The organism is Pseudoalteromonas sp. McH1-7, from assembly GCF_013366255.1.
Lineage (GTDB): Bacteria > Pseudomonadota > Gammaproteobacteria > Enterobacterales > Alteromonadaceae > Pseudoalteromonas > Pseudoalteromonas peptidolytica.
Window position 1 is genome coordinate 1 of sequence record NZ_JABWPQ010000023.1, and the last position, 26,102, is coordinate 26,102.

Annotated in this window: 21 protein-coding genes; 19 read left to right on the forward strand and 2 right to left on the reverse strand. The window is 42.4% G+C overall.

Translation table 11 applies throughout. The annotated features are described in order from the left end of the window. Nucleotides 1–100: 100 nt before the first annotated feature. From HUZ36_RS15980 to HUZ36_RS15990, 3 genes are all read left to right on the forward strand, one after another. Nucleotides 101–694: a hypothetical protein gene (locus HUZ36_RS15980; RefSeq protein ID WP_176033379.1), complete on the forward strand. Its 594-nt coding sequence runs from the start codon at nt 101–103 to the stop codon at nt 692–694. A gap of 544 nt (nt 695–1,238) precedes the next feature. After that, nucleotides 1,239–1,625 carry a hypothetical protein gene (locus tag HUZ36_RS15985; protein WP_176033380.1) on the forward strand — a complete coding sequence of 129 codons (387 nt, stop codon included), beginning with the start codon at nt 1,239–1,241 and terminating at the stop codon, nt 1,623–1,625. A gap of 121 nt (nt 1,626–1,746) precedes the next feature. Then, the gene (locus HUZ36_RS15990) at nt 1,747–2,205 is read left to right on the forward strand and encodes a hypothetical protein (protein ID WP_176033381.1); all 459 of its coding nucleotides are present in this window, start codon (nt 1,747–1,749) and stop codon (nt 2,203–2,205) included. A gap of 303 nt (nt 2,206–2,508) precedes the next feature. Here HUZ36_RS15990 and HUZ36_RS15995 read toward each other — a convergent pair whose 3' ends face one another. After that, nucleotides 2,509–3,480: a transposase gene (locus HUZ36_RS15995; RefSeq protein ID WP_176033382.1), complete on the reverse strand. Its 972-nt coding sequence runs from the start codon at nt 3,478–3,480 to the stop codon at nt 2,509–2,511. Between the two features lie 602 nt (nt 3,481–4,082). On the opposite strand from HUZ36_RS15995, the gene HUZ36_RS16000 reads away from it, so the two are divergent. After that, the gene (locus tag HUZ36_RS16000; RefSeq protein ID WP_176033383.1) at nt 4,083–4,949 is read left to right on the forward strand and encodes an alpha/beta fold hydrolase; all 867 of its coding nucleotides are present in this window, start codon (nt 4,083–4,085) and stop codon (nt 4,947–4,949) included. Nucleotides 4,950–5,330: 381 nt separating this feature from the next. On the opposite strand, the gene HUZ36_RS16005 is transcribed toward HUZ36_RS16000, so the two are convergent. Beyond that, nucleotides 5,331–6,788, reverse strand: a complete 1,458-nt coding sequence (locus HUZ36_RS16005) for a hypothetical protein (RefSeq protein ID WP_176033384.1) — start codon at nt 6,786–6,788, stop codon at nt 5,331–5,333. Nucleotides 6,789–7,135: 347 nt separating this feature from the next. On the opposite strand from HUZ36_RS16005, the gene HUZ36_RS16010 reads away from it, so the two are divergent. The 15 genes from HUZ36_RS16010 to HUZ36_RS16080 all read left to right on the forward strand — a co-directional run bounded on the left by HUZ36_RS16010 (nt 7,136) and on the right by HUZ36_RS16080 (nt 26,087). Then, nucleotides 7,136–8,437 (forward strand): type VI secretion system protein TssA, encoded by a 1,302-nt coding sequence (locus tag HUZ36_RS16010; protein ID WP_176033385.1) that lies wholly within the window; start codon nt 7,136–7,138, stop codon nt 8,435–8,437. A gap of 94 nt (nt 8,438–8,531) precedes the next feature. Next, a complete protein-coding gene (locus HUZ36_RS16015) occupies nt 8,532–9,062 on the forward strand; it encodes an Hcp family type VI secretion system effector (protein ID WP_125250770.1) in 531 nt (176 codons plus the stop codon). 11 nt (nt 9,063–9,073) lie between these two features. Beyond that, entirely contained in the window at nt 9,074–9,571 is a 498-nt protein-coding gene (gene tssB / locus HUZ36_RS16020; RefSeq protein ID WP_125250769.1) for a type VI secretion system contractile sheath small subunit, read from the forward strand. After that, complete coding sequence (gene tssC / locus HUZ36_RS16025; protein ID WP_125250768.1) at nt 9,571–11,046, forward strand: type VI secretion system contractile sheath large subunit; 1,476 nt, start codon at nt 9,571–9,573, stop codon at nt 11,044–11,046. The genes tssB and tssC overlap by 1 nt, the downstream gene beginning before the upstream one ends. A 126-nt stretch (nt 11,047–11,172) precedes the next feature. Then, nucleotides 11,173–12,450 (forward strand): type VI secretion system contractile sheath domain-containing protein, encoded by a 1,278-nt coding sequence (locus HUZ36_RS16030; protein WP_176033386.1) that lies wholly within the window; start codon nt 11,173–11,175, stop codon nt 12,448–12,450. Beyond that, complete coding sequence (gene tssE / locus HUZ36_RS16035) at nt 12,447–12,890, forward strand: type VI secretion system baseplate subunit TssE (protein ID WP_125250766.1); 444 nt, start codon at nt 12,447–12,449, stop codon at nt 12,888–12,890. Before HUZ36_RS16030 ends, tssE begins: the two co-directional genes overlap by 4 nt. Continuing rightward, nucleotides 12,883–14,700 carry a type VI secretion system baseplate subunit TssF gene (locus HUZ36_RS16040; protein WP_176033387.1) on the forward strand — a complete coding sequence of 606 codons (1,818 nt, stop codon included), beginning with the start codon at nt 12,883–12,885 and terminating at the stop codon, nt 14,698–14,700. The genes tssE and HUZ36_RS16040 overlap by 8 nt, the downstream gene beginning before the upstream one ends. Beyond that, nucleotides 14,691–15,611 carry a type VI secretion system baseplate subunit TssG gene (locus tag HUZ36_RS16045; protein WP_176033388.1) on the forward strand — a complete coding sequence of 307 codons (921 nt, stop codon included), beginning with the start codon at nt 14,691–14,693 and terminating at the stop codon, nt 15,609–15,611. The genes HUZ36_RS16040 and HUZ36_RS16045 overlap by 10 nt, the downstream gene beginning before the upstream one ends. A 15-nt stretch (nt 15,612–15,626) precedes the next feature. Then, nucleotides 15,627–18,200: a type VI secretion system ATPase TssH gene (gene tssH / locus HUZ36_RS16050; protein ID WP_176033389.1), complete on the forward strand. Its 2,574-nt coding sequence runs from the start codon at nt 15,627–15,629 to the stop codon at nt 18,198–18,200. Nucleotides 18,201–18,204: 4 nt separating this feature from the next. Next, a complete protein-coding gene (locus tag HUZ36_RS16055; protein WP_125250762.1) occupies nt 18,205–18,924 on the forward strand; it encodes a transporter substrate-binding domain-containing protein in 720 nt (239 codons plus the stop codon). Nucleotides 18,925–18,927: 3 nt separating this feature from the next. Next, nucleotides 18,928–19,740 (forward strand): hypothetical protein, encoded by an 813-nt coding sequence (locus HUZ36_RS16060; RefSeq protein WP_176033390.1) that lies wholly within the window; start codon nt 18,928–18,930, stop codon nt 19,738–19,740. Beyond that, nucleotides 19,725–20,237 (forward strand): type VI secretion system lipoprotein TssJ, encoded by a 513-nt coding sequence (tssJ, locus tag HUZ36_RS16065; RefSeq protein ID WP_176033391.1) that lies wholly within the window; start codon nt 19,725–19,727, stop codon nt 20,235–20,237. The genes HUZ36_RS16060 and tssJ overlap by 16 nt, the downstream gene beginning before the upstream one ends. A 2-nt stretch (nt 20,238–20,239) precedes the next feature. Then, nucleotides 20,240–21,559 (forward strand): type VI secretion system baseplate subunit TssK, encoded by a 1,320-nt coding sequence (gene tssK / locus HUZ36_RS16070; protein WP_176033392.1) that lies wholly within the window; start codon nt 20,240–20,242, stop codon nt 21,557–21,559. Further along, on the forward strand, nt 21,559–22,728 hold the full coding sequence (locus tag HUZ36_RS16075) for a DotU family type IV/VI secretion system protein (RefSeq protein WP_254879568.1): 1,170 nt from the start codon (nt 21,559–21,561) through the stop codon (nt 22,726–22,728). The genes tssK and HUZ36_RS16075 overlap by 1 nt, the downstream gene beginning before the upstream one ends. Next, the gene (locus tag HUZ36_RS16080; protein WP_176033393.1) at nt 22,725–26,087 is read left to right on the forward strand and encodes an ImcF-related family protein; all 3,363 of its coding nucleotides are present in this window, start codon (nt 22,725–22,727) and stop codon (nt 26,085–26,087) included. Before HUZ36_RS16075 ends, HUZ36_RS16080 begins: the two co-directional genes overlap by 4 nt. The last annotated feature ends 15 nt before the right edge of the window (nt 26,088–26,102 follow it).

The following is a 26,102-nucleotide window of genomic DNA, read 5'->3' on the forward strand; positions in this document are numbered from 1 at the left end:
GATAAAACTGGTACAATGAGATTAATGACCCATGACTCGGTAGAGAAACGACCCATTGGGTCGATATTAAATTGTTATGTATTTTCGGAGTTTCTAGCTCATGGTTGAGTTCATTTCTACATACTTATTTCCTTTTGAGTCTGGTGCACTAAATGCTGCTATGTATGCCGTTTTTACTGTTGTCATTCCAGCTCTTTTAATGGGGCACACTTCAATTTCTCTCAAAACCCCCACCCGGAATAAGTTACTGATAAACGGTGGGGGGTTAATAATATATTGCATTTTAATTGCGCCCCTTCTTATGACTTTATTGGATACCGTAGGTAAATATGAAAAAGAGTATGAAACGTGCCAATTGAATTATATTTACACAAAAATCGCAAATCCAAATATTAATACCGCGCAACTTAAAGCATGTGAGCCTATAAAAGAGTCTAGCGAAAAAGAACTAAATGATTTCAAAACAATGCTAGTCATATGCTCCATTTTGGTAAATGTTGTGTTGATCTCCTTAGGTGTTAATTTAATAGCTTCGGCGTCTTCGATGTCTAACGAACGTATTTGCCAAGATAATATTCATGAACAAATTGACAACCTAAACGAAAAAATTAACAACCTTTCCTCAAACATTTGGTTACTTGCATTAATAACGGGAATTCCCTTGATAGTTGTATTAATAGCTGTATTTTTATAAATACATAACAAACGCATCAACGCATGGACTAATAAAGCTTGGCTTGGTTCGTGCCTCACCAATTATAGCCAAGCTTTATTAGCCCGTTATGCGGGCGTTATATGCCATACAGGGTTTCGTCGAATGGCATATTTAAAATAAGTAGGTATAGCTGAAATTGAGCCAGCTTTAATAATTATGACTACTAGACAAAATGATAACTAAGCGTAAGTTACTGTTTCAATACTTACTATTATACCCAGCGTATACAGTTATAGCGCTGGCAGTACTTTGTGGGGTTTTATCTATTGCTTATGGGTGGTCTTATAGTTACACAAAGTCATTTTTCTTAGTTTCTTCTATTTTTCTTGTTGTGTTGTTTTATATACTAAATTTCAGGGCGATAATTCAGGCTCTGTTAGCTAAGAAATTGAAGTAATTTAATAAATGGCATATAACAAGTGCCTAAACCAAAAGGGACGCAAAATAGCAGGCTGCGCTCCTTCGTCGCTAAGTTTAGCCTGCTATTTTGCGCCGGTTAGGCAAGCGTTAGGTGTTTCTACAGATGGTGCCTTTTAAAGAAGTCCTGTTCAAACAACAATGTTATTGGGTGTCAGAATTACAGGTTGATGCTTTAGTTCCTTCTGTCGTATTAGAGTTAACCTGTGATCCTGAAACAGATGAAAAGGAATGTGATGTTACCTTTAGTTCGGTCTACGACTTAAAAGTTAACTATTACGGAGAGCCTGATGATACAAAGAACGAATACCTGTGCATTTTGATTGATGTAACAGATAAAGTAACAGACGGTAAACACTATTATCATATTGCTACTGATACTGTTGATGTTTCCTTTTTCACAGCGGAAACTCCAATAATTAACTGGGTTAACCCAGACAAAGAGTATAAAAACTGGGAAATTGAAAGAATAGTTTGGGACAAAAACACCTAACAAACGCTTTAACCACAAAGGACGCAAAACAGCAGGCTGCGCTCCTTCGTCGCTAATTTTAGCCTGCTATTTTGCGCCGGTTAAGCGAGGCGTTAGGTATTACTTCAGTTATGGAGAGATTATGAAGTATTTAGTGTTTCTTTTAAGTTTACTTTTAATTAGCTGTGCAGCGACAAGACCTGAAATAGCTAAACCTCTATTTTTTTCTGAAATCCATACGAAAGGTTTTGTTGGAATTCCACAACCACAATTGGGCCAGTCTATGATGGTATTCTCTTCCAAAATAGACACCAAAAAACCTGCTCTTGTTCGTATAAAAAGCTTTGATGGAAAAGTCGTGGGTGACAGTAAATATATTAGTGCAGCAGAGTTTCAGCCTGGAACTCATGAACTAGTCTTAACTTGGAAAGAGCTACGTGGTGAGTTTTGGTATGAGTTAAACACGAGCAAAAGCTTCGAATTAGATTTTGAATCAAACACAAAATATTTAGTGGACTTCGAGCAAAATAGCTATGTCATTTATAAACAAATAAACGATGTTAAATCTGAAATTATGCGAATTGGCGTAGGTAATACTTAACAAGCCAATAAAGTGCGGGACTGCTAAGGCTTGGCTCAGTTTCGCTTCGCTACACCAGAAAACAAGAGAAAACAAGAGAAAACAAGTGAGAAAACAAGTGACACCCATCACAATTAGCATCCAAACTGAGGTAGTGAAGTAAAGAAAGTATATAAACACCTCAATCACTGGGTACAAAAACGTTTTTCGGTAGGCCAATTTTTAGCGCCCAAGCATATCCCTACACTAAAGCTGGGTTATCGCGCACAACAAAGAGTTGTAAATACAACAGTTATAGATTTTCGAGTTGATAGGTTCGCCTTGCTAAGCCAACAAGCGCTCGCAGTTTGTTAGGTTTGTCCGCCGTCGCTTTTGCAGTGTTTCACAGTAGGTGGTTACTGTTCGCTCTCGACCAACTGCACCGTGAAATACCTGAGAAAACTGCGTAGTGAGTTTTATCCAGTTCTCAGGTTCTATATTGAGTCGAGTGAGTATGGGCTGAGATTCAAAGATATAGCCTCGCTTGTCGTCTCGAATACAACGGCCTGTGAGTTCAACCAATTCAATATAGGACTTGAGTTCAAAAGGCAAGCCTTTTGGCATATGTTTTCGTGGGCTGCCCACAAAGCGTAGTAGGTTTTTTGGTTGCTTTCCCATCTTCGCGTGGTCGATGCGTTTTTTGATGCTGGTGTAGTCTGAGGTTTCAGGCGTTGCGGCGATGTTGGCTCTAATGGGGTTTAAGTCTACGTATGCGAGACAAGCAGCCAGCGCTGCTTCATCCAGTAATGCTTGGGATTTAAACCGTCCTTCCCAAAACCGACCTGTGCAATTATCTTCTCTATTTGCTCGGCGGGCGATGTCTTCGTTAAGTACTCGTATAAACCAGCTAATATCGGCCAGCCTTTGCCTGTACTTATCAACCAGCTCGTCGAATATCAACTGCTCCGACTCATTGAGTGGCTCACCTTCAGTAAATTTTTGGCTTATCCAATTACCTTTAAACAACTTGTGCCATCGTATCACTATCGCTTCATCGGACAGACGTTTCGCCTTTTTATCATCAACATATAAAACAATGTGAGTATGATTACTCATCACGGCATAAGCACAGACATCAATACAAAATACGGAAGCCAACATCAATAGCTTTTCTTCAACCCAATCCCTGCGGTGTTCGTATGATTTACCAGTAAATTTATCTTCGCCACAGAGAAATGCGCGCCTGACGCAACGGGAGATACAGTGATAATATTTGGTGTCGGTTAAACTGATTTGTCTTTTACGGGCAGTCGCCATCGCTTGGTTTCCTCAATCCATTGAGTGTAGAGCTAAAGCTTAGGCGGCATCTCATGAAGGTGCAAATTAGTGGTGGGTGTCAGCGAATTTGCTCAGTGGGTGTCAGCGAATTTGCTCACTAGTTGAATGGTAATGATACCACCTAAAATAGTGTCCGGATTTATTGAACCACAACAACAGGTATCTTGCGGCTAATTGGCGTATTCAAGTTAGATGCAACAACGGCCAAAGTAGATCGAACGAGTTGGTAGCTAGATAGCTGTTTAAAATCAACTGGTTAACCTGATTAACTGCTCAGGCTAGTGGCTTCTTTACGCGTAAAAATATAATTGCTTATTAAGGCAAATTTAGGTGTAATGAATACATAATAAGCGCTGAGCAATGCAGGGAAAGCTTACATAACAGTAGCTAAACTGATTACACTAGCTAGGAAAGTGAGAGCCTCCAAAAAGCCTATTTTTCCAATTAAGCTATAGCATAGACAACACCAACTCTGTCACACCGAGCAGGTAGCGGCTCAGTCCAACAAGCGATTATGCAACACAAACTGCGTGTCGCATAAATACTAAAATGTTAAGCCTCATTGAGGGAGTGGAGTCTAAATGAAATCAATTGTATGGTTATTCTCAATTTTTATTAGCTTTGGTGCCCTAGGTACAGAGCAAGAGTTACAACCAACAAAGTCAGGGCTATATGATGTGGGTGGGTTTAAGTTGTATCTTGAATGCTACGAAAATGACAAGCCTCAATTAATACTTGAGCAAGGCTTTGGTCTTTCTGGTTCTGATGGGGTTTGGCTAAAAAACATAAAACGCTTAAAAAACGATTTTAGTGTGTGCTTATACGATCGTGCTGGCCTTGGAAAGAGTGAAAAAGGCCCTGTTCCATTTACAGTAAATGACATGTCCAGAAGGCTACGCAACTTATTACAAGCTGCAAATGTTAAATCCCCTTATTATTTTGCAGGCCATTCGTATGGTTCATATATCATAAACTCATATAATAACTTGTTTCCAAAAGAGGTGCTTGGAGCGGTGTTAATTGACCCACCAACTTTCGGCTACTTTTATACTATGGGTACACGTTGGCCAAAAGAACTTAAAACAGATAATAAGCAACTACTGCGTCAGATGAACTTTGAGCTAACAGTACTTGATCCGTTATTTGAAAAGGTACCAGAAAAAGTCGATCACATGAAAAGCTATAAAGAATTAAAGAATGCTTCAACTTTTGGATCAAAACCTTTAATTACAATACGTGCAAAAAATACGGACAAACGTTATGACCCGCCATTTGTTCCAGACGAGATTGCCCAAAAAATGGATGATCTTGATAGTAACGCAGATGGTTACTTCAAGAGCTTGTCAAAAAATAGCAAAATTGTATATTCGGAATCAGAAAAACATTTCTTGCATATTCATGACAGTGACTTGGTCGTAAAAAGCATTAAGGAACTCGTAAGTAAATGAGGCTTAACAAGTGCCTAAACCACGGCAGCAAAACAGCAGGCTTGCGTTCCTTTGTCGTTGACTTTTGCCTGCTATTTCGCGCCAGTTAGGCAAGCGTTAGGCTTACCAAGACGGTAGCGTGAAATTTCGCATCATAGGTGTACTATTTAGCGTTATTTCATTTGGTTGCTTCACTACTGCTCAAATTCCAGACGCTATCAAAATTAACAATGTGGAATATCGTTTAAACACAACTTCGTTATAAAAATACCTAACAAAGATCAAATGGGGAAAACCAGACAATGCTTCCCCCTTAGTTTGTGCTACATGGTTATTATTGTTCACTAAAGACTGTTGTCGTTGCTTACCCCTTTCTTACTCACACGTCAGGAGTGATAGTCTTTATTCAGCGGGGATAATCTCCCATTCAGTGACATCTAGATGTGTTTCAGTTGCTTTGCACAACGCCGACCAAATTGTCACAAAATGCACCTTTTGAATATCGCTGCCACTGTGCATGATGCTGTTGGAAATTGCTTCTGTGCTCGGGGGCGCATAAAGTCTAGGATGCGAGTCTTTATACTTTTTGTAGGCCCAACTATTTTGACCAAAGGTATCTTTTAACTGTTGCTTGCGTCGAGTGATTTGGTCATTTTTATCTTGTATTTCTTGATAAGTTTGTTCAGCCTCTGGCCGTTTGACTATGGTGGTTTTAGAAATCAGGTTAGGCAAAGACACATTGGCCTGCGTGGCCATTTGCGTAAAGCCGTCTTGCATCTCTCTAAGGCGTTTGTTCCCTGTCGATACCCTTTGTGAGCGTATGGTGCTTGGCCAAACATTATCTAGCCTTAACTTCGCCATTGTGGAGTTGCTATGCACACCAAAATACTCGTCAGGCAGCCCAAGCATATGCCCAAATTCATGCGTCATCACAATGTATTTATGTGGTACGGTGCGATCGACGTTATGCGGAGTGCGAATAACAATAAGTACGCCACCATCTTGACCAGACACCGTGTGGTTACGATCGCGAGTTTTTAAAAAGGTCACTGCGTCTTTTGCCCACTGCTGAGACGTGTTGGCCACAATAGCGAAGTTGTCGCCGACAATGCGCTGGTTAATATAGTTGGCAACTGAATTTGCTCGGCGTGATTCTAAATTGTATGTAAAGGTGCTGTCATTTTTGCCTTTCAGGCCAATAATGTACGCTTTAATACCAAGTACATCTGGGGTTCTACGTGCTCTTACAACCGTTAAAAAACGGTCTAAATAGCTTTTCATACCACTGGTTAGAATGTGTTGATCCGATGAAAAAGTAATATAGTCACCATCACCGGCAGGCAGCAAGCTTCTCAATCCTGAGCGCAGTAACCCCTCTTTGTAGTTGAAAATCCGCTCTTGGTTTTTGGTGGTGTCAATTTCATTGGCGAAATTGTTTACGCCGCAAACATGCGGAACCATACCATGATTAATACCACCACTAGATTTATACCGTGCAAGCTTTTTCACCTCGACAATATACCGGCAGTACGCTGGGTTGTTCACTTCTGCAATGACAAAGTTAATGTCCATCACAAACTCTTCCCAGTTTTGTTTAGTGCAGCGGATCTTATAATTGTTTGCCCATTTCTCTAAAATGACGCGCCGGGCATTGCGTTTAAATTCATTCTTTTCATTCATGGACCAAGAGAGTTGATCTTCGGTGTTGTCGATAAATCGATAAAAGATTTTGACAATCACGGTGATTTTCTTTTTGTGTGGTTCCACTTTGAGATCAAACTTACCGATTTTTGTGGCAGGCACAAAGTCTTTAACAACTAAGTTGCCTCTAATGCCATCCCTGATGAAATTGTCTTTCATTTAAACCTCTTTGTATGACGCCAATTGGCGCAACTATAGTGGAATGTAAAAGTTGAATCAAAGTTAAAAAACTATAATTAAAGTGTTTTTTAGGTTTTTTTGAAAAACAGCAAAAAGTCTGAATAAATTCATTTTTTGTCCATAGTTGCTTGATATTTTCTCGTCATTTAGGGCGGTTCATGCTTGTATTTATAGCGAAAAACAATGGTTTTTTCTCTGTGTATTAACGGTTTTGTGATCTAACCCTATAATTTAACAAGGTATTAATATCTTGACTTTGGATCATTCTGCTCCACAATGGAATGAAGAATAAATAATAACGCGTATAGGGTTGAAATTAGCCGCCTATGTTACTTTTTTCTCCGAGTACTGAGCTTGATGCCGGTGTATTTCTTAAAGAAGAGCGGACTAAGTTTCGGGAACTACGTAATTTACTCAACGTCGCACAGTCCAGCCTGCGTAAGTTGTTAGAAACGCCTGCCTCGGCTCAAGATCAAGTGCTTCAGCGCCAAAACGCTGATGATTGGTATCAGTTGCAGCAAAGTGCAGGTGAAACGCTTAAAAATGATTCTCGTGACATCGAAGTGTTTGTATGGTGGCTTGCTTCATTGGCGTACAAAAAAGATGACTTATCTTTATTTAATAAAGGGTTAGGCGATTTTTTGTTTGCACTTAAGCAACTTGGAGAATCTATTCATCCGAGGCTTCCTGAAAAGAAAGTCGCCAAGCTAGATGCCACAGAGGCTGCACAAAAGCATTGTGATAACCAAACCAAACCACTTGAGCAGTTAACTGGCGACAGTCCAAATTCTGGCTTGTTGAACGTACCATTGATGCACTATCCGTTGTTAGATGAATACACCTTTGGTGACTACTTGCTGGCGCAAAAAGATGGCAGTCTTGAGGCGAAAAAAGCGGAATTTGCAGCCACGCTGCAGTCGCGAAAAGGCGAGTTGAGTGAGCGCTTTAACCTGTTGAGCGAGATTGAAAGCAAGCTTAAAGACGTTGATTTATTCATCAATGGTTATCGTAACAAACATGGCTTGGCGTTGCTTGGCTTTCGCTTTATACGCGATACGATCAAGCAAATAAAGTTGATGTATCAGTACTTTTTTCCTGATGTTGAGCAGCAAGAGTCAGCAATCACTGAGGAAGTACAGTCAGCAGAGCCTGTTGTCGCTACGCTAAATGAAACCGCCAAGAGCGCGCCACAGGCCACCTATCAAGCACCGCAAGCCGCTGTAGTTGCCACGCAGCCAGTTGTCGCAAAAGCTGTGTATACACGTGAACATGCGCTGGAAGAATTAAATAGAATTGCGGTTTTTTTCAAAAAGACCGAGCCACACAGTCCTATTCCTTACTTGCTTGCAAGAGCAATTCGGTGGGGAAATATGTCGTTCTCCGACTTAATGGGAGAGTTAATTGCCAAAGACTCACCAGCACTTGCAGAAATCAGCAAGCTGACGGGCGTAGACAATGACTTAGGTGAATTATTGTCGGAAGAGAGTGTAGCAGTATCTAATCCGACTCCTGCGGTTGTTGAACCCGTTGTGCCAGAACCGGTGCAACCCGTGCAAGCAAACGTTGAACCAGAGCCTGAAGTAAAGCCTGCAACAGATAGCAGCGCGACATCAGGGCCGCTTTGGTAGCGAAGAGCCCTGAACTTATGGTTCAGGGAAATGAAAGATTTAAATTTGTGCCTACACTAAGTAGGGAAAAATAACATAGCTATGGAGAATACAAATGGCGTCAATTTTCATGAGAATCGACGGCAATGACAGCATCAAAGGGGCTGCTACAGTTGCCGATTTAAACAGCAAAAAAGGTTGGTTCGCAGTAGATAGCCTATCTTGGGGCGCTATGCGTGGCGTTTCTGTAGATATTGGCAATGCAAACAACCAAGATAACGGTATGGTGGCGCTGGGTGAAATCAGCATTTCTAAAACGTATGATGGTGCAACACCGTACCTACTAACTTACTTATTCCAGCCAGGTGCAGACGGTAAAACCGTTGAGCTAGTGATGACTAAGCCGTCTCGTGATGGTAAAGGGATTGTGCCTTACTATGTTATCTCTCTTGAAGAAGCACGTATGGCAAACTTTAGTATTTCAGGTAGCGATGGCGGTCAACCGTCTGAGTCATTCTCGCTTACTTACACCAAAATTGAGCAAATCTTCTTCGTTGAAGACGAAGGCGGTAAGCTTGAGAAAGCTGCATCTGTTAAATACGATGCAACCACTAACCAGCTTACTTCTGCGGCTGATCTTAAGTAAGGTAAATCATTATGGCACTTAATTCGCAACATAAGCGTGTTAGTAAAAACCGCGTAAGTATTACGTATGATGTTGAAACTAACGGCGCTACTGAGAAAAAAGAGCTGCCGTTTGTATCAGCGGTACTCGGTAATTTTTCTGGTGACAGAGAGGACCCAAAAGAAGTTGAAGATCGCGAGTTTATTCAAGTCGATCAAGATAACTTTGATGATGTACTGGGCCGTATTCAACCTTCACTTTCATTGAAAGTAGATAATGTCATCGAAGCTGATGACAGCCAGTTTGAAGTTAATCTAGATTTTGAATCTATGAAAGACTTTGAGCCTGACGCTTTGGTTCAACGTATCGAACCACTGAAAAAGCTACTGGAAACCCGTAATCAGCTGAATGAGCTGCTAAGTAAAGCGGATCGCTCTCGCGATTTTGAAAAGCTCCTTAAAGACATTTTACAAAGCGCGGACTCATTGAGCGCGCTGTCTAGCGAGCTTGGCGTGAAAGGAGAAGAGTAATGTCTGAAGAATTACAGCAAGATGGCGGCGCAGCAGCAGGCGATAGCGGTTCGTTTTTAGACCGTGCTATCAGTGCGACGAGTCAAACGGCACCTGATAGAACCAAAGAGCTACTGACTTCTTTAACCAAAGAAGCAATGTCTGGCACGGTAACATGGGATAAAAACCTCACTGACACTATTGCAAATGCGGTGGCTGAGATTGATAAAAAAATGTCTCAGCAGCTTTCTGCGATTATGCAGCAAGACAGTTTTCAAGAGCTTGAAGGTTCGTGGTTAGGTTTACAAAAACTGATCCGCAACAGTGCACTGGGTACATCTCAAAAAGTGAAATTACTCAACATCACAAAAGATGAGCTGCTTGAGCAATTTGAAGATGCGCCAGCAGTAGACCGCAGCCCATTGTTCAATACGCTATATCAACATGAGTATGGCACAGCTGGAGGGGAGCCGTACGGCCTGATCCTGGGTGACTACGCGTTTTCACAAAATGATGAAGATGTTGCGCTATTGCGTTATATGGGAGAAGTGGCAGCGGCAAGCCATGCGCCATTTATCGCAGCGGCGGCGCCAGAAATGTTCGAACTAAGTAGCTTTTCTACCTTCAGTGAAGGTAAACCAATAGCACCTGCTTTTGATTCGCCTAGTTATGCTTCGTGGAACTCATTCAGAGAAAGCGATGATGCCCGTTATGTAGCGCTGACTATGCCTCGCACCATGGCGCGTTTACCGTACGGTGGTAAAGGTAAAAAAATCAAATCGTTTGAGTTTGAAGAGCTTGCAACTGACAACGCTGGCAATCCAAAGCCGACAAGTAATGATGAAGTTGTTTGGTCAAATGCGGCCTACGAAATGGCGCTTAAAATGAACCAAGCATTTGAAGCTTATGGTTGGTGTACTGCAATTCGTGGTATGGAAAACGGCGGTAAAGTAGAGGCTTTACCAAATCTTACGTACCTCACGGATTCTGGTGATATTACACAGCAATGTCCAACTGAAGTGAACTTAACCGATGAGCGTGAGAAAGAGCTGAGCGACTTGGGCTTTTTGCCGCTAGTACATTATAAGAATACAGATTATGCCGTGTTCTTAGGTGGGCAGACTACGCAAAAACCAAAAGAGTATACGGATCCTGATGCGACCGCTAATGCAGCTATTTCTGCACGTTTGCCATATATCATGGCGAGTAGCCGGATCGCTCATTACCTCAAGGTAATGGGGCGTGACAATATTGGTTCGAATATGGAAGCGGCAGATATTCAAAAGCAAATGAGTGAGTGGATTGCGATGTACACAAACTCAGGTGCTATGGGTAATGAAGAGCGCGCTAAAACCCCACTTGCTGAAGCACAAATCTCAGTGATCGAACAACCAGGTCGCCCTGGGGCGTATTCAGCCGTTGCGCATTTGCGTCCTTGGTTACAAATGGAAGAGCTAACGACCTCTGTGCGTATGGTAGCAAGCCTACCTGGCTAATGATAAAAACGTTTTTATCGCCTCACCTGAGCGTTAAAAGCATTAAGTGGCAGTGAGATAATACCTGTGGGTATGCTCACTCCACTTCTTTGTATTAACTAATTGAGCGCTGGAACGCGATTCCCCATGTCTACGACAGTACATCACTCAAACCAGATTGCACAAGTAAAGCTATTAATTGCTGAGATAGACAATTTGATCAGTGAACAGCTGTCATTGGTTATGTCTCATCGCCAGTTTGTGGCATTAGAGGCGCGTTGGCGATCACTGCATGAGCTGGTTAACCTACCCGTTAATTACAAGACGGTAAGAGTAAAGCTGTTGAATATCTCTTGGGCTGAAATATCTCAAGATCTCAATATTTCGCCGTCGGTTAAACAGGCAAAGCTATATAACCTAATAGCTAACCGTGAGTTTAATACACTTGGTGGGGAGCCTTATGGTCTTATCGTTATTGATCATAATATTAGCTTAGATATCGATTATGCTAATGAGTTTGATGATATTTATACCCTTGAGCTACTTGCAGAACTTGGCGAGAAAAGCCTCTGTCCTATCGTCTTGGATGCTGATGAAGCGTTCCTCGGGGCGACAGGAGAGTCTTTTTTATGCGATACCGCGAAGGTAAAGCGGGTGCTGGCCGCCCATGAATTTGAGAGTTGGCATCGTCTCAGAGCTAAAGACAACAGCCATTTTATTGGCTTGGTATTTAACAAGGTCGGTTATCGACGCATTTACCGTTATCACCCCGCGGGTTTTGTGTTTAATGAAGATGCTCAAGACAACTTTCGTTGGGGAAATACGGCGACGACATTTTTAAAGAATGTCATTATTGAGTTTAATCGGGTTAGGTGGTTTGGATTCTTAAAATCACGCAAATTAGATGGCTCAGGGGGCAGCGCCATTCATTATTATGGCGCCAAAAAGGAGGAGCTGCCCGTGGTATTTAAAACGCGGCTTGCGGCCAGTAATGCGGCGTTTATTTCTCAGCTTGGTTTGATCCCCATATTCCATAACCCATTAAATGAAAGATACTTTTTTCAGTCCAATTGCTCTATCAAAACAGAAAGTGAGACAGAAAATCGCTATTTGCTACAAACTACACTGATGATCAGTCGCATTGCCCATTATCTTAAGGTGCAACTTAGGGAAATGGTTGGCTCTTCAATGGAAGCACATGATTGTGAAAACAACCTGACACATTGGTTAGAGCAGTACTGCTCAAATTCAATTGTGTCGGATGAAATGACACTCGCGAAGATGCCCCTAAAGTCGGCTAAAGTCAGTGTCGTGGAAGAGTCAGGTGAATTTAAGCGTTACAGTTGTCATGTTGATTTAGTGCCACAGTATCAATTTGACCGGGTCGCCAGTACGGTAAGTTTATCCACGGCGGTAGAGCGATGAGCTTTTTCAGTGCATTTTATATGGATAGAGAAGATGTCTCTGCGGATCATGCTACCGAGGTGGTGCAGTCGATCCATCATAATATCGGTCTGATCTTAAAAACAGAGGCCGCATTTTTACAGGAACGTGACCGAGAATTGGTCAATCAATCGAGTATTTGCTTTGGTCTTGAAGACATTGCGCTATTTAGCCGACTCAATAGTGGTGAGCAAATCGCCATGCGGATCAAAAACAAAATAAGTCAATTTGAGCCCAGACTTCACAGCATAGAAGTTATGTATCTTGCGCAAGACGAAGAAAAACATATTGCTAATACGATGCGTTTTGAGATCTCAGCGGTACTTTCGATTAAAGGCAAAGAAGAATTATTGCAGTTTGACACTGATATTGATTTGACGCGTCTTACTGTATTGATTGAAAACGAGAGTCAATATGATTAGTCGTATGTTAAAGCACTTCGAAGATGAGTTAGCGAGCATTCGCTATGGCTTAGAAGGCTTTCGAAAACATTTTCGAAGAGAAGCTGAGCATATTAACCTCAATGACAAAGGCCAAGAAGATCCTAATGTCACACGGTTAATTGACAGTTTTGCATGGGTTGCGGCAAAAAATGCGATGGAAATTGATGCCCTACGAACACGTCATGTAGAAGAGTTTGCGGATATTGTCTCGCCTAATTTGTTTAAAACGTTACCTATGGTGGTGCAAGCGCATTTTCAGCCTAATGCCGACGACTTTAACAAACCGGTGTTTTTAGATAAACAAGTAGAAGTTGAGTTGGATGTCATTAATAAAGGTGACGATAACACCACGGTTAAGTTGTGTAACTCCTTGCCTGTGACTTTCTCACCTATGTCGGTATCGCGCTTTAAGTTAGAGCAAACCCCATTTCAACACGCTGTGCCTGCCAACCTAGATAGTAAACTTTCACCATATTGCTTGCGTGTCGAATTATCGCCATTGAGCAGTGATGTGGATATGCAGCAAGCACTGGCACAACCAATCCAGTTGCACTTTAGTAACGAGTCTATTGGCCGTAATGTTGCCGATATTATTAACCAAGCCGTCACCAAAGTGGCCATTTGTGTGGCCGATGACGACTTTGCATATGATGTGGGTAAAGGTAATTTTCATCCGTTACTGGCTGACGACGATTTCCTTATCTCACCGATAGATAGTAACGAAATTCCCGCCTATTTTAAGCTTAAAGAGTACTTTTCTGTCCCTGCAAAGCGCCAGTTCTTTATTTTGAAAAACCCGCATAAGCTTAATGTCGGTCATGGTAAAAGTGTGTTTATCGACTTTTACCTAAATGAGCTAGGAGCTGTGTTGCTGGAAGAAAGAAATCTCTCAGTGAAGATAAACAAAACACTATTTAGTAATTTATTTCATCAATCATCTGAGCCCGTAAGAGTGAACTATCAAGAGCTGTCATATCCCGTGATAGCAGATGCCAGTCAGCATCATGTGCAAATTTATTCCATCGATAAAGTGTATGTTGTGACCTCCCAGGGGCAGCAAGAGATCCCGCCTGTGGTAGGTACGCAGACCGTCGATTTTGAGTCGCAGTTATATTGGTCTCAGAGTGTGAAACTAGGGCATATTGACGAGGCTAATAAAACAGCTTCTTTGGATGAGGTTAAGCACCTTGTTTTACCTATAAACAAGGCGACAGCGACTTACCCTAATGGGTTTACCGCATTTGCACAGATCACCTGTTATGATGCGCAGCTTGCCAACAAAGTCCATGTAGGTAACCAAATCGTGGTGAATACTGAAGAAGCGTTGGCAGGAGAGTTTAACGTTGGCGGTGTCACTATCCAGCCGAGTAATGTCGCAACAGATGAAAAAAATTACTGGCGCTTGCTCAAGCTCATGTCTTTTAATCTCTCTCAGCTATTACAAGTAGAAGACGCCAAAACGTCATTAATTGGCTTTTTAAAATTGTTTGTCAATGCTAATGCCACTCATCAGGAACTAAATTCAATTTATGACGTGTGTGCTGAAAAGATCAATGCACCATTTCTTGTTGAAGGAAGAATGATATTTGTACCTGGCATGGCGCTTACACTGACGTTAGATAACTCAGAGCTCAATGCTGACTTTTCACTTTTCGCTGAGCTTATTAATGACTTTTTAGCAGCGCAAACTCCATTTGATCGCTGTAGTCAATTAACCGTGAAATATACCAGTTACAACTGGCCTGCAAAGCGCTTTGATGCGCAACTAGGAGCGCGAGTATGCAGTTGACGCGACGCCTATTTGCTAAAGTTTCTTCGGTACTTCACTTTACTCGATTATTGCGGGTGGCTGGGGCGAAAAAAATCAGCTTCAAGCAGCACTTGTTTTCAGACACCTATGGCAAAAGAAAAATAGACTATCAAGAGCTGGCTGATAAGCACTTTGTGGTAGACAGTAACGAAGCCACTTTATTTGGTGAGCGTGGCGGGTTGGCACATTTTATTTTAGATTGGCTCAAAGAAGCGTATCTGCGAAATAACCGAGCTTATCTACGATTTCTTGCTATTTTTGATAATACCTTGGTGCATCAATCTTTACAGATAAAATCATTTTCTTCTTTGATTTTTCGTACAGAAACAACGACCACAGCACAACAACAGCGCCAGCTCTTGCAAAGCTATTTTAGCTCGCTTACAGAGCACTACGGCGAGTTATCCATGCTTCCTGCAACACTTATCACTCGGGCAGAGCATTATTCTTTGAGTAACTTACAGCGCTTGCTAAGGCATTATTTTCCTCATGCAATTCACTTAACGATGAGTGACATTGAGGTCAAAAGTATACCTTCACATGCAAGAAGCCAATTAGGCTCCTGTCAGCTTGGTCGAGGCGCGGTACTCGGTGCACAGTTTGCTCAGCTTGGCAGAACATTAACGGTCACTGTTATGTACGAAGATGCTGCTATTTTTTCGAAATTAGAGCAGCAAGAAGCGCAGCAAGTTGAGCTATTAAGCGCGATCAAGTCGTTATGCAGCCACTATGTGAGCCACGAAGTCGTGGTTGAAGTGGAAGCACAATATATTGGAACCGTGCCATCTGATTTGGTACTCACTCATCATCAAAAGGGCATTGTGTTAGGTGTGAACGCGAATGTAACACGACGCAATGGCAACCAGAAACGAACAGTAAGGGCTCTGTAGAGTTAGGGATAAATCATGTCTCAAGTATCTATTTCAAAACTAATTTCTTATTTAGATAGTAACTTAAAAAATGCGTTGGAATATGCAGCAGCAGATGCGATGAATAGTCAAGCTGGTGCTATTGAGGTCGAGCATTGGTTACTTTCATTATTGAAGGGCAGAGACCCTAAACTACAACAGTTTCTTGAGTCACAACAGGTTAATATTGCGCAGTTCGTACAAGAACTCGAAGCCAAATTAAGCCAACTGTCGCCAAGCCACTCTGGACAGCCAACCATTAGTCCTGAGCTAATTGAGTTAGTTAAATCAGCTTGGTTACTTGCCTCTGTCGAGTTTTCCCACAGTGCTGTTGCTGGACTCCATTTATTATTGGAGATATTGCAGCCAGATCCATTGTCATTTAAACAAAAAGAATATGCAGCACTCAAAAATGTCTCGGTGGAGAGTTTAAAAGCACATATTCAATCTTTGTCTGTTGCACCGAAGACATCGACGAAGGGCGCTGCAAATACCGCAGCACATAATGTCGTTACTGGTGCATTAGATAAATATACCGTAAACCTTACCCAAGCAGCCGCAGATAATGAACTTGATGTGGTATCTGGTCGCGCTGATGAAGTGAGACAAGCGATAGATATTTTGTGCCGAAAGCGTCAAAACAACCCTATTTTTGTTGGTGAACCTGGGGTTGGGAAAACAGCGGTGGTCGAGGGACTTGCGCAAAAAATAGCGGCCAATGAAGTACCTCCAGTATTGTCTGGTGTGCAAATTCATTCACTAGACCTTGGCTTATTGCAAGCCGGTGCGAGTGTAAAAGGTGAATTTGAAAATCGCTTAAAAGATGTGATCAATGAAGTGAAAAACTCTGAAGTTCCCATCATTGTTTTTATTGATGAAGCACATACCTTAATTGGCGCAGGCGGTGCCGAAGGGCAAAATGATGCTGCTAATTTACTAAAACCGGCATTAGCACGTGGTGAATTTCGCACTATCGCCGCGACGACCTGGGAAGAGTATAAAAAGTATTTTGAAAAAGACCCTGCGTTGACTCGTCGCTTTCAGGTAGTCAAGGTTGAAGAGCCCAATGCTGAGGATGCGCTTCAGATGCTCCGTGGCGTAGCTGAATCGTTAAAAAGCCATCATCAAGTATTCATCACGGAAGCGGCGCTGCAAGCGGCAGTGGGCTTATCTATCCGATACTTACCAAGTCGTAAGTTGCCAGATAAAGCTATTAGTGTGCTAGATACTTCATGTGCACGGATTGCATTAACACAAAGCGCTAAACCTGCCAGTATCGAAGCTGCAGAGCAAGGGATCCGCTATTTAGAAAAAGCACTAGTATCTTTGGCTAAAGAACATGAGATGCTGGCTAATCAGGCAACAGCAATAGCTGAAAAAGAAGAACAAAAATCGCAACTTGAAACCCAATTAGTGTCATTGAAGGCGCAATGGGAGAAGGAAAAAGAATTAGTTTCAACATTGGCAAAGATCCAAGCTGGTGAAGAGCAAGGCGACTTTACGGCGCAATTGGCAGCATTAAAAGCGTTACAAGGTGAGCAGCCAATGGTACATGCAATTGTTGATGAGCACATCATTGCACAAGTCATTGGCGCGTGGACGGGGATCCCAATTGGTAATTTGGTTAAAGACGAAGTGGCTAAGTTGCTGACATTAGAAACGGCATTACATCAGCGAATTATTGGTCAAAAACATGCACTGCATGAGCTGTCTAAGAGCATTCGGGTATCGCGTGCGGGACTGACGGATAAGCGTAAACCAGTTGGGGTGTTTTTAATGTGTGGCCCAAGTGGGGTCGGTAAATCAGAAACCGCATTGGCGTTGGCAGATCAACTTTTTGGCGGTGAGCAGGATATGACGGTCATCAATATGACCGAGTTTAAAGAGGCACATAAAGTGTCTATGTTGCTTGGCTCTCCAGCGGGTTATGTTGGTTATGGTAAAGGTGGTGTATTAACGGAAGCTATTCGCCGCAACCCTTATTGTGTGCTACTGCTTGATGAAATGGAAAAAGCCCACCCGAGTGTCCATGATATTTTTTATCAAATATTTGATAAAGGCTGCATTCAAGACAGTGAAGGTCGCAATATAGATTTTAAAAACACCTTGATCATCATGACTTCCAATGCCGCAGATAGCGCTATTGTCGACTTTTGTAATGTCAGTGATTCACGTCCAGATTTAGTGGAGCTTGTTGAGAATGTGCGACCTGCGTTACAAAGCTTCTTTAAACCGGCCTTTTTAGGTCGTTGTAATATTATTCCCTATTATCCGTTAAATACCGATGAGCTGGCTGAAATTACTGAAATTTCATTAAAACGTGTGGCACAAAAGCTATCGGAAACATATGGTGCGACGCTTAGTTATGATCAGGCGTTTGTGGAATATGTGGTAGCAAAAGGCAATGAGCCAACGATTGGTGGCCGTGCTATCGAGCAGATCATCAATCGCAATTTGATGCCGCAACTAGCTGAGCGCTGTATTGAACGTATTAGTCAAGGTGAGGCCATCACAGCGGTGGTGATCTCGGGAACGGCTGATAGCTCAGGTTTTGAACTGACGATAAATTAACGAAATGATGCGAACAATCAACCTTATACAGACCCTTATATTGGGTCTTGCCTTAACGACAACACACTCGGTGGCCAAAGAGGTGGTGCAACTGGCAACGCATGACGCCTATCCGTACCACTACGTTGAAAACGAGCTGGTTAAAGGAAAGGTGATCCGTCAAGTTCAGTGCGCATTTAGCCGCATGGAAACTCCGTATCGTGCAGAATTTGATACTTGGGTAGAAGCCGAGCTTAAGTTGCGTACAGGTAAGCTGGACGCCATTTTTGCTGTCGCGGGGAGTGAAGCAAGATCGCGCTATGGGAGTTTATCTACTGCCATCGCGAAAAAACACTTGTACTGGTATTTCTCTGGTGCTGAAATGGATATCAGTGACAGCAACCCCTTGTATAAAAAATATAAAGTGGCAGCTGAGTTTGGTTCAGATGAATGGTTTGACATCAAACGTAAAGGCTACAACGTACAAATGAAACCACGCAACGGACATGCGCTGTTAAAGTTGTTATTAGGTCATGAAGTCGATGCGATCTTAATCGATGAACATGAATTTGAGTATGAGCTGGCCAAGTTTAAGCTACATAATACCAACTTTTCTCGGCGCGAGTATGGCACCATAGAACTGGGTGTTTTGTTCTCAAACGCCTTTTTAAAAGCGCGCCCCACTTTTCTTGAGGCTTTTAATAGTGCCGCCTCAAATTGTCTTGTTGCCGATAATAGGAAGTAATAAATGAACGCTGCAATGTTACAAGTCACAGAGTGTCCTGATGATGTTCGGCTACTCTCGAGAATGGCGACGGTTTCCAAGTCAGGGGTGGTGTTAGGCGCTTCAATCGAGTGTGACTTAATCTTACCTCACGCAGAACAAGAGACGCAGCAGCATGACATCTACGCGCGCATCGAACAAGAAGCCGACAGTGGGCAGCTGCGCCTTTACACTGAAGTCGAAGGGGTGCGCTTAAATGGCCGTCCGCAGATCACACACTCTTCATCGTTGCTCTCTGATGGCGATATTATCGTCGTATTCGGTTACACCTTATTACTCTCAATGCAGTCTGAATTTTCAGCTGGGTCACTTACCACCGAACCAAAAGAAGAAGCTTTTTTTGATGTTATTGATGAAGTTGAGTTTGATGCTAGCAATATTTTTGCTGATCTAGAGACTGAACTGGAACAGATAAATACGCAAACAGAACAAGCGGAGCAAGCACCTTTTATAGAGTACCAACGAGAGCATAGCAATGCGGTAGAGTCAGAGAGTAGCGTCAATAATGCAGCCATTGAGCAAAAGCTAGATAAGCTACTTGAGGCCTCTCGCAGCCCGTGGCAGCAACAAAAACAAATGTTGTTGATGCTCGACCAAGTGATGGATGAGTTTCTCAAAGAGTTTGACCCACAGTTGATAGAGGAAATGGTGGGGCCACCTTCACGATGGAGTGGCAAGCACTGGACTGCATATAAGCACTATTACACAAGAAAAATGAACGAAGGACACTTTAAGCGTCAGTTTAAAGCGTTATTAATCGAATGTATGCAAAAGTAATTTTAGTTTCACTGTTGGTTTTTTTTATGGTGGGTTGCTCAAGTGCTGATCCGCTACAGCGCTTTTCGTTACCGATCCAACTACAGTTAGAGGCCGATGAAAAGCTGAACTGGGCAAACGAAGTCGCCAACCCAGTTGCTGTGCGTGTCTACCAGCTGACTAAGTCGGATAGGTTTATGCAGAGCGAGTTTATCTCTTTGTTTCAATCTGATACTCAGATCTTAGCGGAACAATTAATTGAAAAGCAGCGCTTGTATCCGGTGATGCCCAATACCAAACAACAAAAAACCCTTAAGCTGTTACCTGGGGTGAGGTATTTGGCGGTATTGGTAGAATTTAGTGATTATCAACAAGGCACAACCAAAGCGGTGATTGAAGTGCCAGAAGACGTATCTGAAAATACAGTGATTTGGCTGGGGCTCCAAGGGACTTCAATAAAGTTCTCTGTCATCCCACAACAAAGCTGGATGGATAGTTTGTTTAGTTGGGGAGCATAACTTTGAGTAATAAAATTGTTTGGCGTGAGGGCACGTTTTTATATCCTCAGCACTTTCAGCAAATGGAAGCGCACCTTGAAAATGTTACGCAACAATATAGTGCGTTGACAACTAGTGAATTTGCTCCCCATTGCGGTTTGGCACAGTTAAAGATCAATGAGGGGTTACTGAAGCTTGGTCAATTTTCGGTGATGTCATGTGAAGGGATATTACCAGACGGCCAGTATTTTAAACTCAGTCATGAAATAGCATTTCAGATCCCCGCAGGGACGATAGACCAAATGGTTTATCTTGTTGTACCTGCTTATCTTGCTGGCAATAATAGCTTTGACAATGGTGCGTCTAACTCAAGGTATACCACAGAATTTGCGCGTGTGTTTGATTTTACCAACAATCAAGCTGCTGAGCTTGAAATTGAAACTGCACGCTTAAATGTGGCGTTGAAGCTAGAGCAAGAAAATCTTGATGGTTTTGTGAAACTGGCGGTCGGGAAAGTATTAGAAGTGGGCAGCGACGGTGAAGTGGTGATAGATCGTGCCTTTATTCCTGATTGCTTGAGTATCGGGGCGGCCGATATTCTTCTGGAGCGAGTAAAGGAGCTAGAAACACTGGCTAATGCTAAGGTCAATCAGCTCCTGACACGCTTACAGTCTGTGGTGGATACGCAAAGTAACAGCGCGTGGTATAAAGAGCAGCAGCTATTGACGGTGATTTACCACTGGCTGCCTTGGCTGGAGGCTACACAGCGAACACAGCACTATAAGTTAGGTCGTTTTTACTTTGAACTTAAGCAGTTTGAAGCGGCACTACTGAGTATCGATTTTGAAATGCGTACCCCTTGGACACCGCTAACATTCGATAGCTTGTATGAGAAATTCCATACCGTACTGGCAAAAATCAAAGATAAATTGTCGATTACGCAGCAGCAAAATGTCATTGAGTATATCTGGGATAAATCCCTGTTTGATAGTCGCAGAATGTTGCTGGTTAAGGTGAAGCAACACGATATTAGTCAGACTAAACGCATGGTAATTGCTGTAACTAGTCCGCAAAGCCTAGCTAAAGAGTTATTTACTACAGGGTTTAAGCTGGCGGGCAATAAAAGCATCATTAACTGTATAAAAAATGCGACGCCAGGCGTGCGAGTCAGTGCGTTGCCTTATGCGCCACCAGAGCTAAAAGAGCAAGGTTCAACCGAGTTCTTTCAGATTGATTTGGACGATCCGCTGTGGGTAAAAATAGTAGACAACAAGGAGATGCTGGCACTACATATTGATGCCCGTATTCATGTCGATGACGTTAAATTATTTTTGATTAGTTAATGATGAATACCGCCAGTTATACGGTGAACCAGTTTTCACTTGTAGATGAGAAAAATGCCGCGTTAAAAGACTTGCTAACAGAGTTTAGTTGGCAGGAAGAGGCACTGTTACAACTTAGCTTACCATTGCTTGCGATGGTTGAGTCGGTATCGTCGTTAGAGGATGCTGCGGCACTAGAAAACTTTAGAGCCAATGTTATTACTGAGCTGAAAAGTATTAAACAAAGAGGAAGAGAGCGAGCGGTATCGCCAGCATTGCTCGATAAACTCTGTTTTGTTTGGGCTGCTTTTTTTGATGAGCGAGTCAGTTACGGTTGTCATTTGGATACTACTCAGTGGCAAAACAAGACCCTAGTGAGCCAATTATTTGGGATCCGTAACAGTGGTGATACCTTCTTTAACCTAGTGTTTCAGCTGATGGAGTTTCCCAAAAAACATCTGGCACTGCTTAAAATCTGCTATCTCATTTTGCAGTTGGGCTTTAAAGGAAAGTATCACAACGGTCAGGTAACTGAACTTAAAAAACTCACCGCAGAGGTAAGCTTTGCACTAACTGAGCTTGGTGCATTCAAACTGTCACTGGAAGCACCTGCTCCTCCAGCTCAAAAATTAGGCCGAAACATAGGGCTGTTTACCGGGATCTCACCACTGAGCTTTTGGTTCACTTTCATGGCGCTGATGATCACGGGTTTGCTTATTTATAACCAGTATTTTGGTGAAATCTATGCGCAGCAGAACCAAGAATACCAAGAAATGGCGGGAGATACTTTTTTGCATATCCAGCAGTTGCAGCCGAAAAAAATGTTCATCGAAAACGCGAGGTTTTATGATGGCCGACAAATACAGCAACTTGACACTACAGCGCCTAGTGATCCGTCATTACAGCAGTCACAACCACAAGTTGCGCTAGAGCATAGTCAGTCAGATTTGATGATGACATCAGAGGCGGCGACTCGTTACTTAGTGCAAATTGGCGCGTTTAAAAATATGGCTCGGGCGCAGAAGTTGAAGCAGCAATGTGACAATGCACGCTACCCCTTAGTTATCGAAGAAGTCGGACAAAGCCAATTTGTTGGCTTTATTGCCAATGGTTTTACCCAAGCGAAAGAGGTGAGTCAGTTCTTTGCTGAAAGTTGTAATATTTCACCCTACATCAAGGAGTATCAGTGAAGACCCCATTAGCTCGTTTATGGATCGGTGCATCCATCATGTTATTGGCTATGCTGCTCGTAATAATGACTTTTTTATTAACGTTGGCGACCCACTGGTATTGGCTTGGAGCACTGCTTGCGCTGGTGAGTTTACTGGTGATTTATGTGCCGAGTATTAACCGCTTTGTGGTGGGAAGATACCAAAGAAGAAACTTTTTTAAGCAATATTCCACCCTTTATCAGCGGATTGCGAAAAAGCTGAAGCTAAGTGGAAATATTTATAAAACGGCTTGGTATCTGGTTATTTCAGAAGGTAATACCAGCGACTCATTTGCTCAATTTAACCGCGTTAAACTCAATGGAATGCCGGCCAATATTACGGTCTACCATGTTCAAGGAGCACTGATTTGGCATGTTCAAGCTAAAGTTGAGGAGCAGCAGCACTTTTTGGCGTGGTTAAGCTTTATTCGTGCCAAGCAGCCACTAAATGGTGTATTGCTACTGAGTGATGCGTTTAGCGTGATCCAGCGCTCGCAAAAAGCAAAACAAGAGTTTATTGCAGACTTTAAAGCTCGCCTTGAATCTATCTACTTACGAAGTGGCTATCCTGTTCCGGCGCATTTGTTCTTATGTGGTATTAACAAACTTGATGGTATTGCTGAAAGCCTCAATGAGCGCGTTGAGCTTGCTGATCTCTCTATTTACTTTTCTGAGCAAGGGTTACAGTCATCTCAGGCGCTCAGTGAAGCTTATGACTTGTTATTTAAAAAGTTATTTGCCAACAACCTGCAACAAGTATCGTTGCAGTTAGATGATGAATTTAAACGTAAGCAGCTGCTAGGGCCGATGCAACTGCAGTATTTAAAGCTTGCGGTGTCACACTTTATTGATGAGCTGGCTGATTTTAATGGTCAGGTATTACCGTACAAAATTGAAAGTTTTCACCTTGTTGAGTCGGAAGGCGGGCAGCAACGTGTCAATCTTGCAACGGCTCATACATTAATTGAGGTCAACCAGTCTTTACTGCCGGTCGTAGCTGAAACCACCTTAAAACCCAAAGCAGAAATCACAAAAACGTTTACCAACCAAGTACTGCCATTAGCGCATTTAGCACCAGTAAATAAATGGAAGATCTGGCGTCATAGTTTTCGTCAGCTTGTTATGCTTGGTACCGCAGGGGCGGTATTGGCAGGCTCTGCGTGGATCGGGTGGCAAGCCTATGATTATAACCAATCGTTGCATCAAGAGTTTAGTCAGTTACATCAAGACTATAAGTATATTTTAAACAAAGAAGCGATCAGTTTTGATGAACTGGGTTCACTGATTGAGCCGCTCACCTTGCTGCAATCTGGCTATAGAGCGTTTTCTCAAAGTAAAGCGCACAAACCTTGGTATGTATTTCCTTTTTTGGCTTCTATTGATCGAGAAGAGCATTATCGAGATTTATACCAACAGCAATTAGCCACCACACTAGAGCCAACATTGAGTAAATACTTGGAACAAGAACTCTTTGTTTACTTAGAATTAGAAGATTACCTTAATGTGATCAATGTGAAGGATATCTATCTATCATTTGCGCAAGCAGAAAATAAAGCACAAGTAGAAAAGCACCTCGCAAAGTCGTTAGCGCAAAGTGGTATGCTAGACGATACACAAATTCAGACCGTGTTGAGCCTAATTGATGACCTATACCTACTTGGTTACAACAAGATAGATACCAACGAAGAATTACTGGCACTGATTGATTCACAGCTTGCACTGCAAGACACCAATCAGCTTATGTATGAATATGTTAAGCAGTTACCTGAATTTGCTAAGTTAATTGACATTAGGCCGACGCTTTTAGCAAAGCATAACAACCATGTGAGCTTGTTTGGAGTCTCGCGCGAAAATACCCAATTTCTCGTACCTGAACTATTTACTCCCAAGGCATTACAGCAGCTGTCGTTTTTACCAGAGTCTGCATTTATGCAGAAACTAGTGCAAGACAATCATGGTCTGTTTCAACAAACACCTTCTAAGCGTGAACTTGCCCGCATTGGTAATTATATTAAATTTAGTTATATCAATGACTATATCAGTTTTTGGCGGCAGTATTATTCAGGGATCCATCTTGTACCTGAGCTGTCGTTAGAGGTGTTGCTGTCTGAACTTACAGAAAGTGAACAGTCTCCGTTATTACAACTTTACACGACATTGCGAGCGTACGTATACGTCCAGTCCATTGATGTGCCTAGTACAGAACAATCGCAAGTATCGGCTGCGAATGCACCAAAAAAGCTGGCAGCTAAAGTACAAAAAGCGCAGCAGTTGGCTGACAAAGCCAATGCAACGTTAAATAAAGCGTTGTTGCTGGAGATAGAACAGGCCAAGGAGTTTAACGAGATTGCTGGAAAGATCCGCCAAGCATTTTCTAGTAGTCCTATTCTCGTACAAAGTGCAGATGTATTAGCAGCAGAGTATCAAGTCTTTGTTGCTGAATTAAAAGCATTAAAAGATTGGAAAGCTCAAGCTGATAGTACGGTGTTTCCTGGTCAAACATATTTTGAGCAGCTTAACGACCCCACTCACTTTAAAGACTTTTCTGGACTTTGGTTAAGTCGTTATGATGAGCCTTTGATGGCTGAACTTGTTGAACAGGTGCTGCGTGAAACCACTACCCATGTTAAGCGTAAGGTCTCTGAATACTTACAACAGCAATGGCAGCAAGATGTGGTAACCCCGTACCGCAATAATGTGGCTGCTTATTACCCATTTAATAAGTCTGGTGAAGATTTGAAACTGAGTGCACTGGCTGCATTCTTTGCACCAAATAGTGCTATTAGTGATTTTGATAAACAAATACTGGCACAATTTGTAACGGTTGGTGACGTGCTTGAATTACCCGTATTTGGACGACAGGCAAGCCTAACCATCGCACCGGATGTCACCCAGTTCTTGTCAACGTATCGTCAACTACAACAAACACTTTATGGTCAAGATGGAAATTTGAAGTTTACTATTACCGTAGCGCCAAAAGCTATGTCTGCTGCCTTAAGTGAGTTTTTGCTCCGGGTGGGAGAGCGTAAATTGAGCTACACGCATGGGCCTTTAGTGGAGACTCAGTTTGTGTGGCCAGAAAATTTCTCAGAGCAGTCTTTACAGCTGATATTAACCGATCTTAACAACCAAAAATTGACACAAACCTTTGAAGGGGTGTGGTCGCCCATGCGATTAATAGAGCGCTTTCAGCAACACACAGGACAAGATGCGATTGAGATAAGTACGCAACAAGGCGCATCTGTGGTGTTTAATATTAAAGGCGCTGGTGATAACAGCAGCTTACTTAGTCCTGAATTTTTTGCTCGGCTGTCAGTGCCAAGTACCGTTTTACAGTGATTAATCTACTTCAAT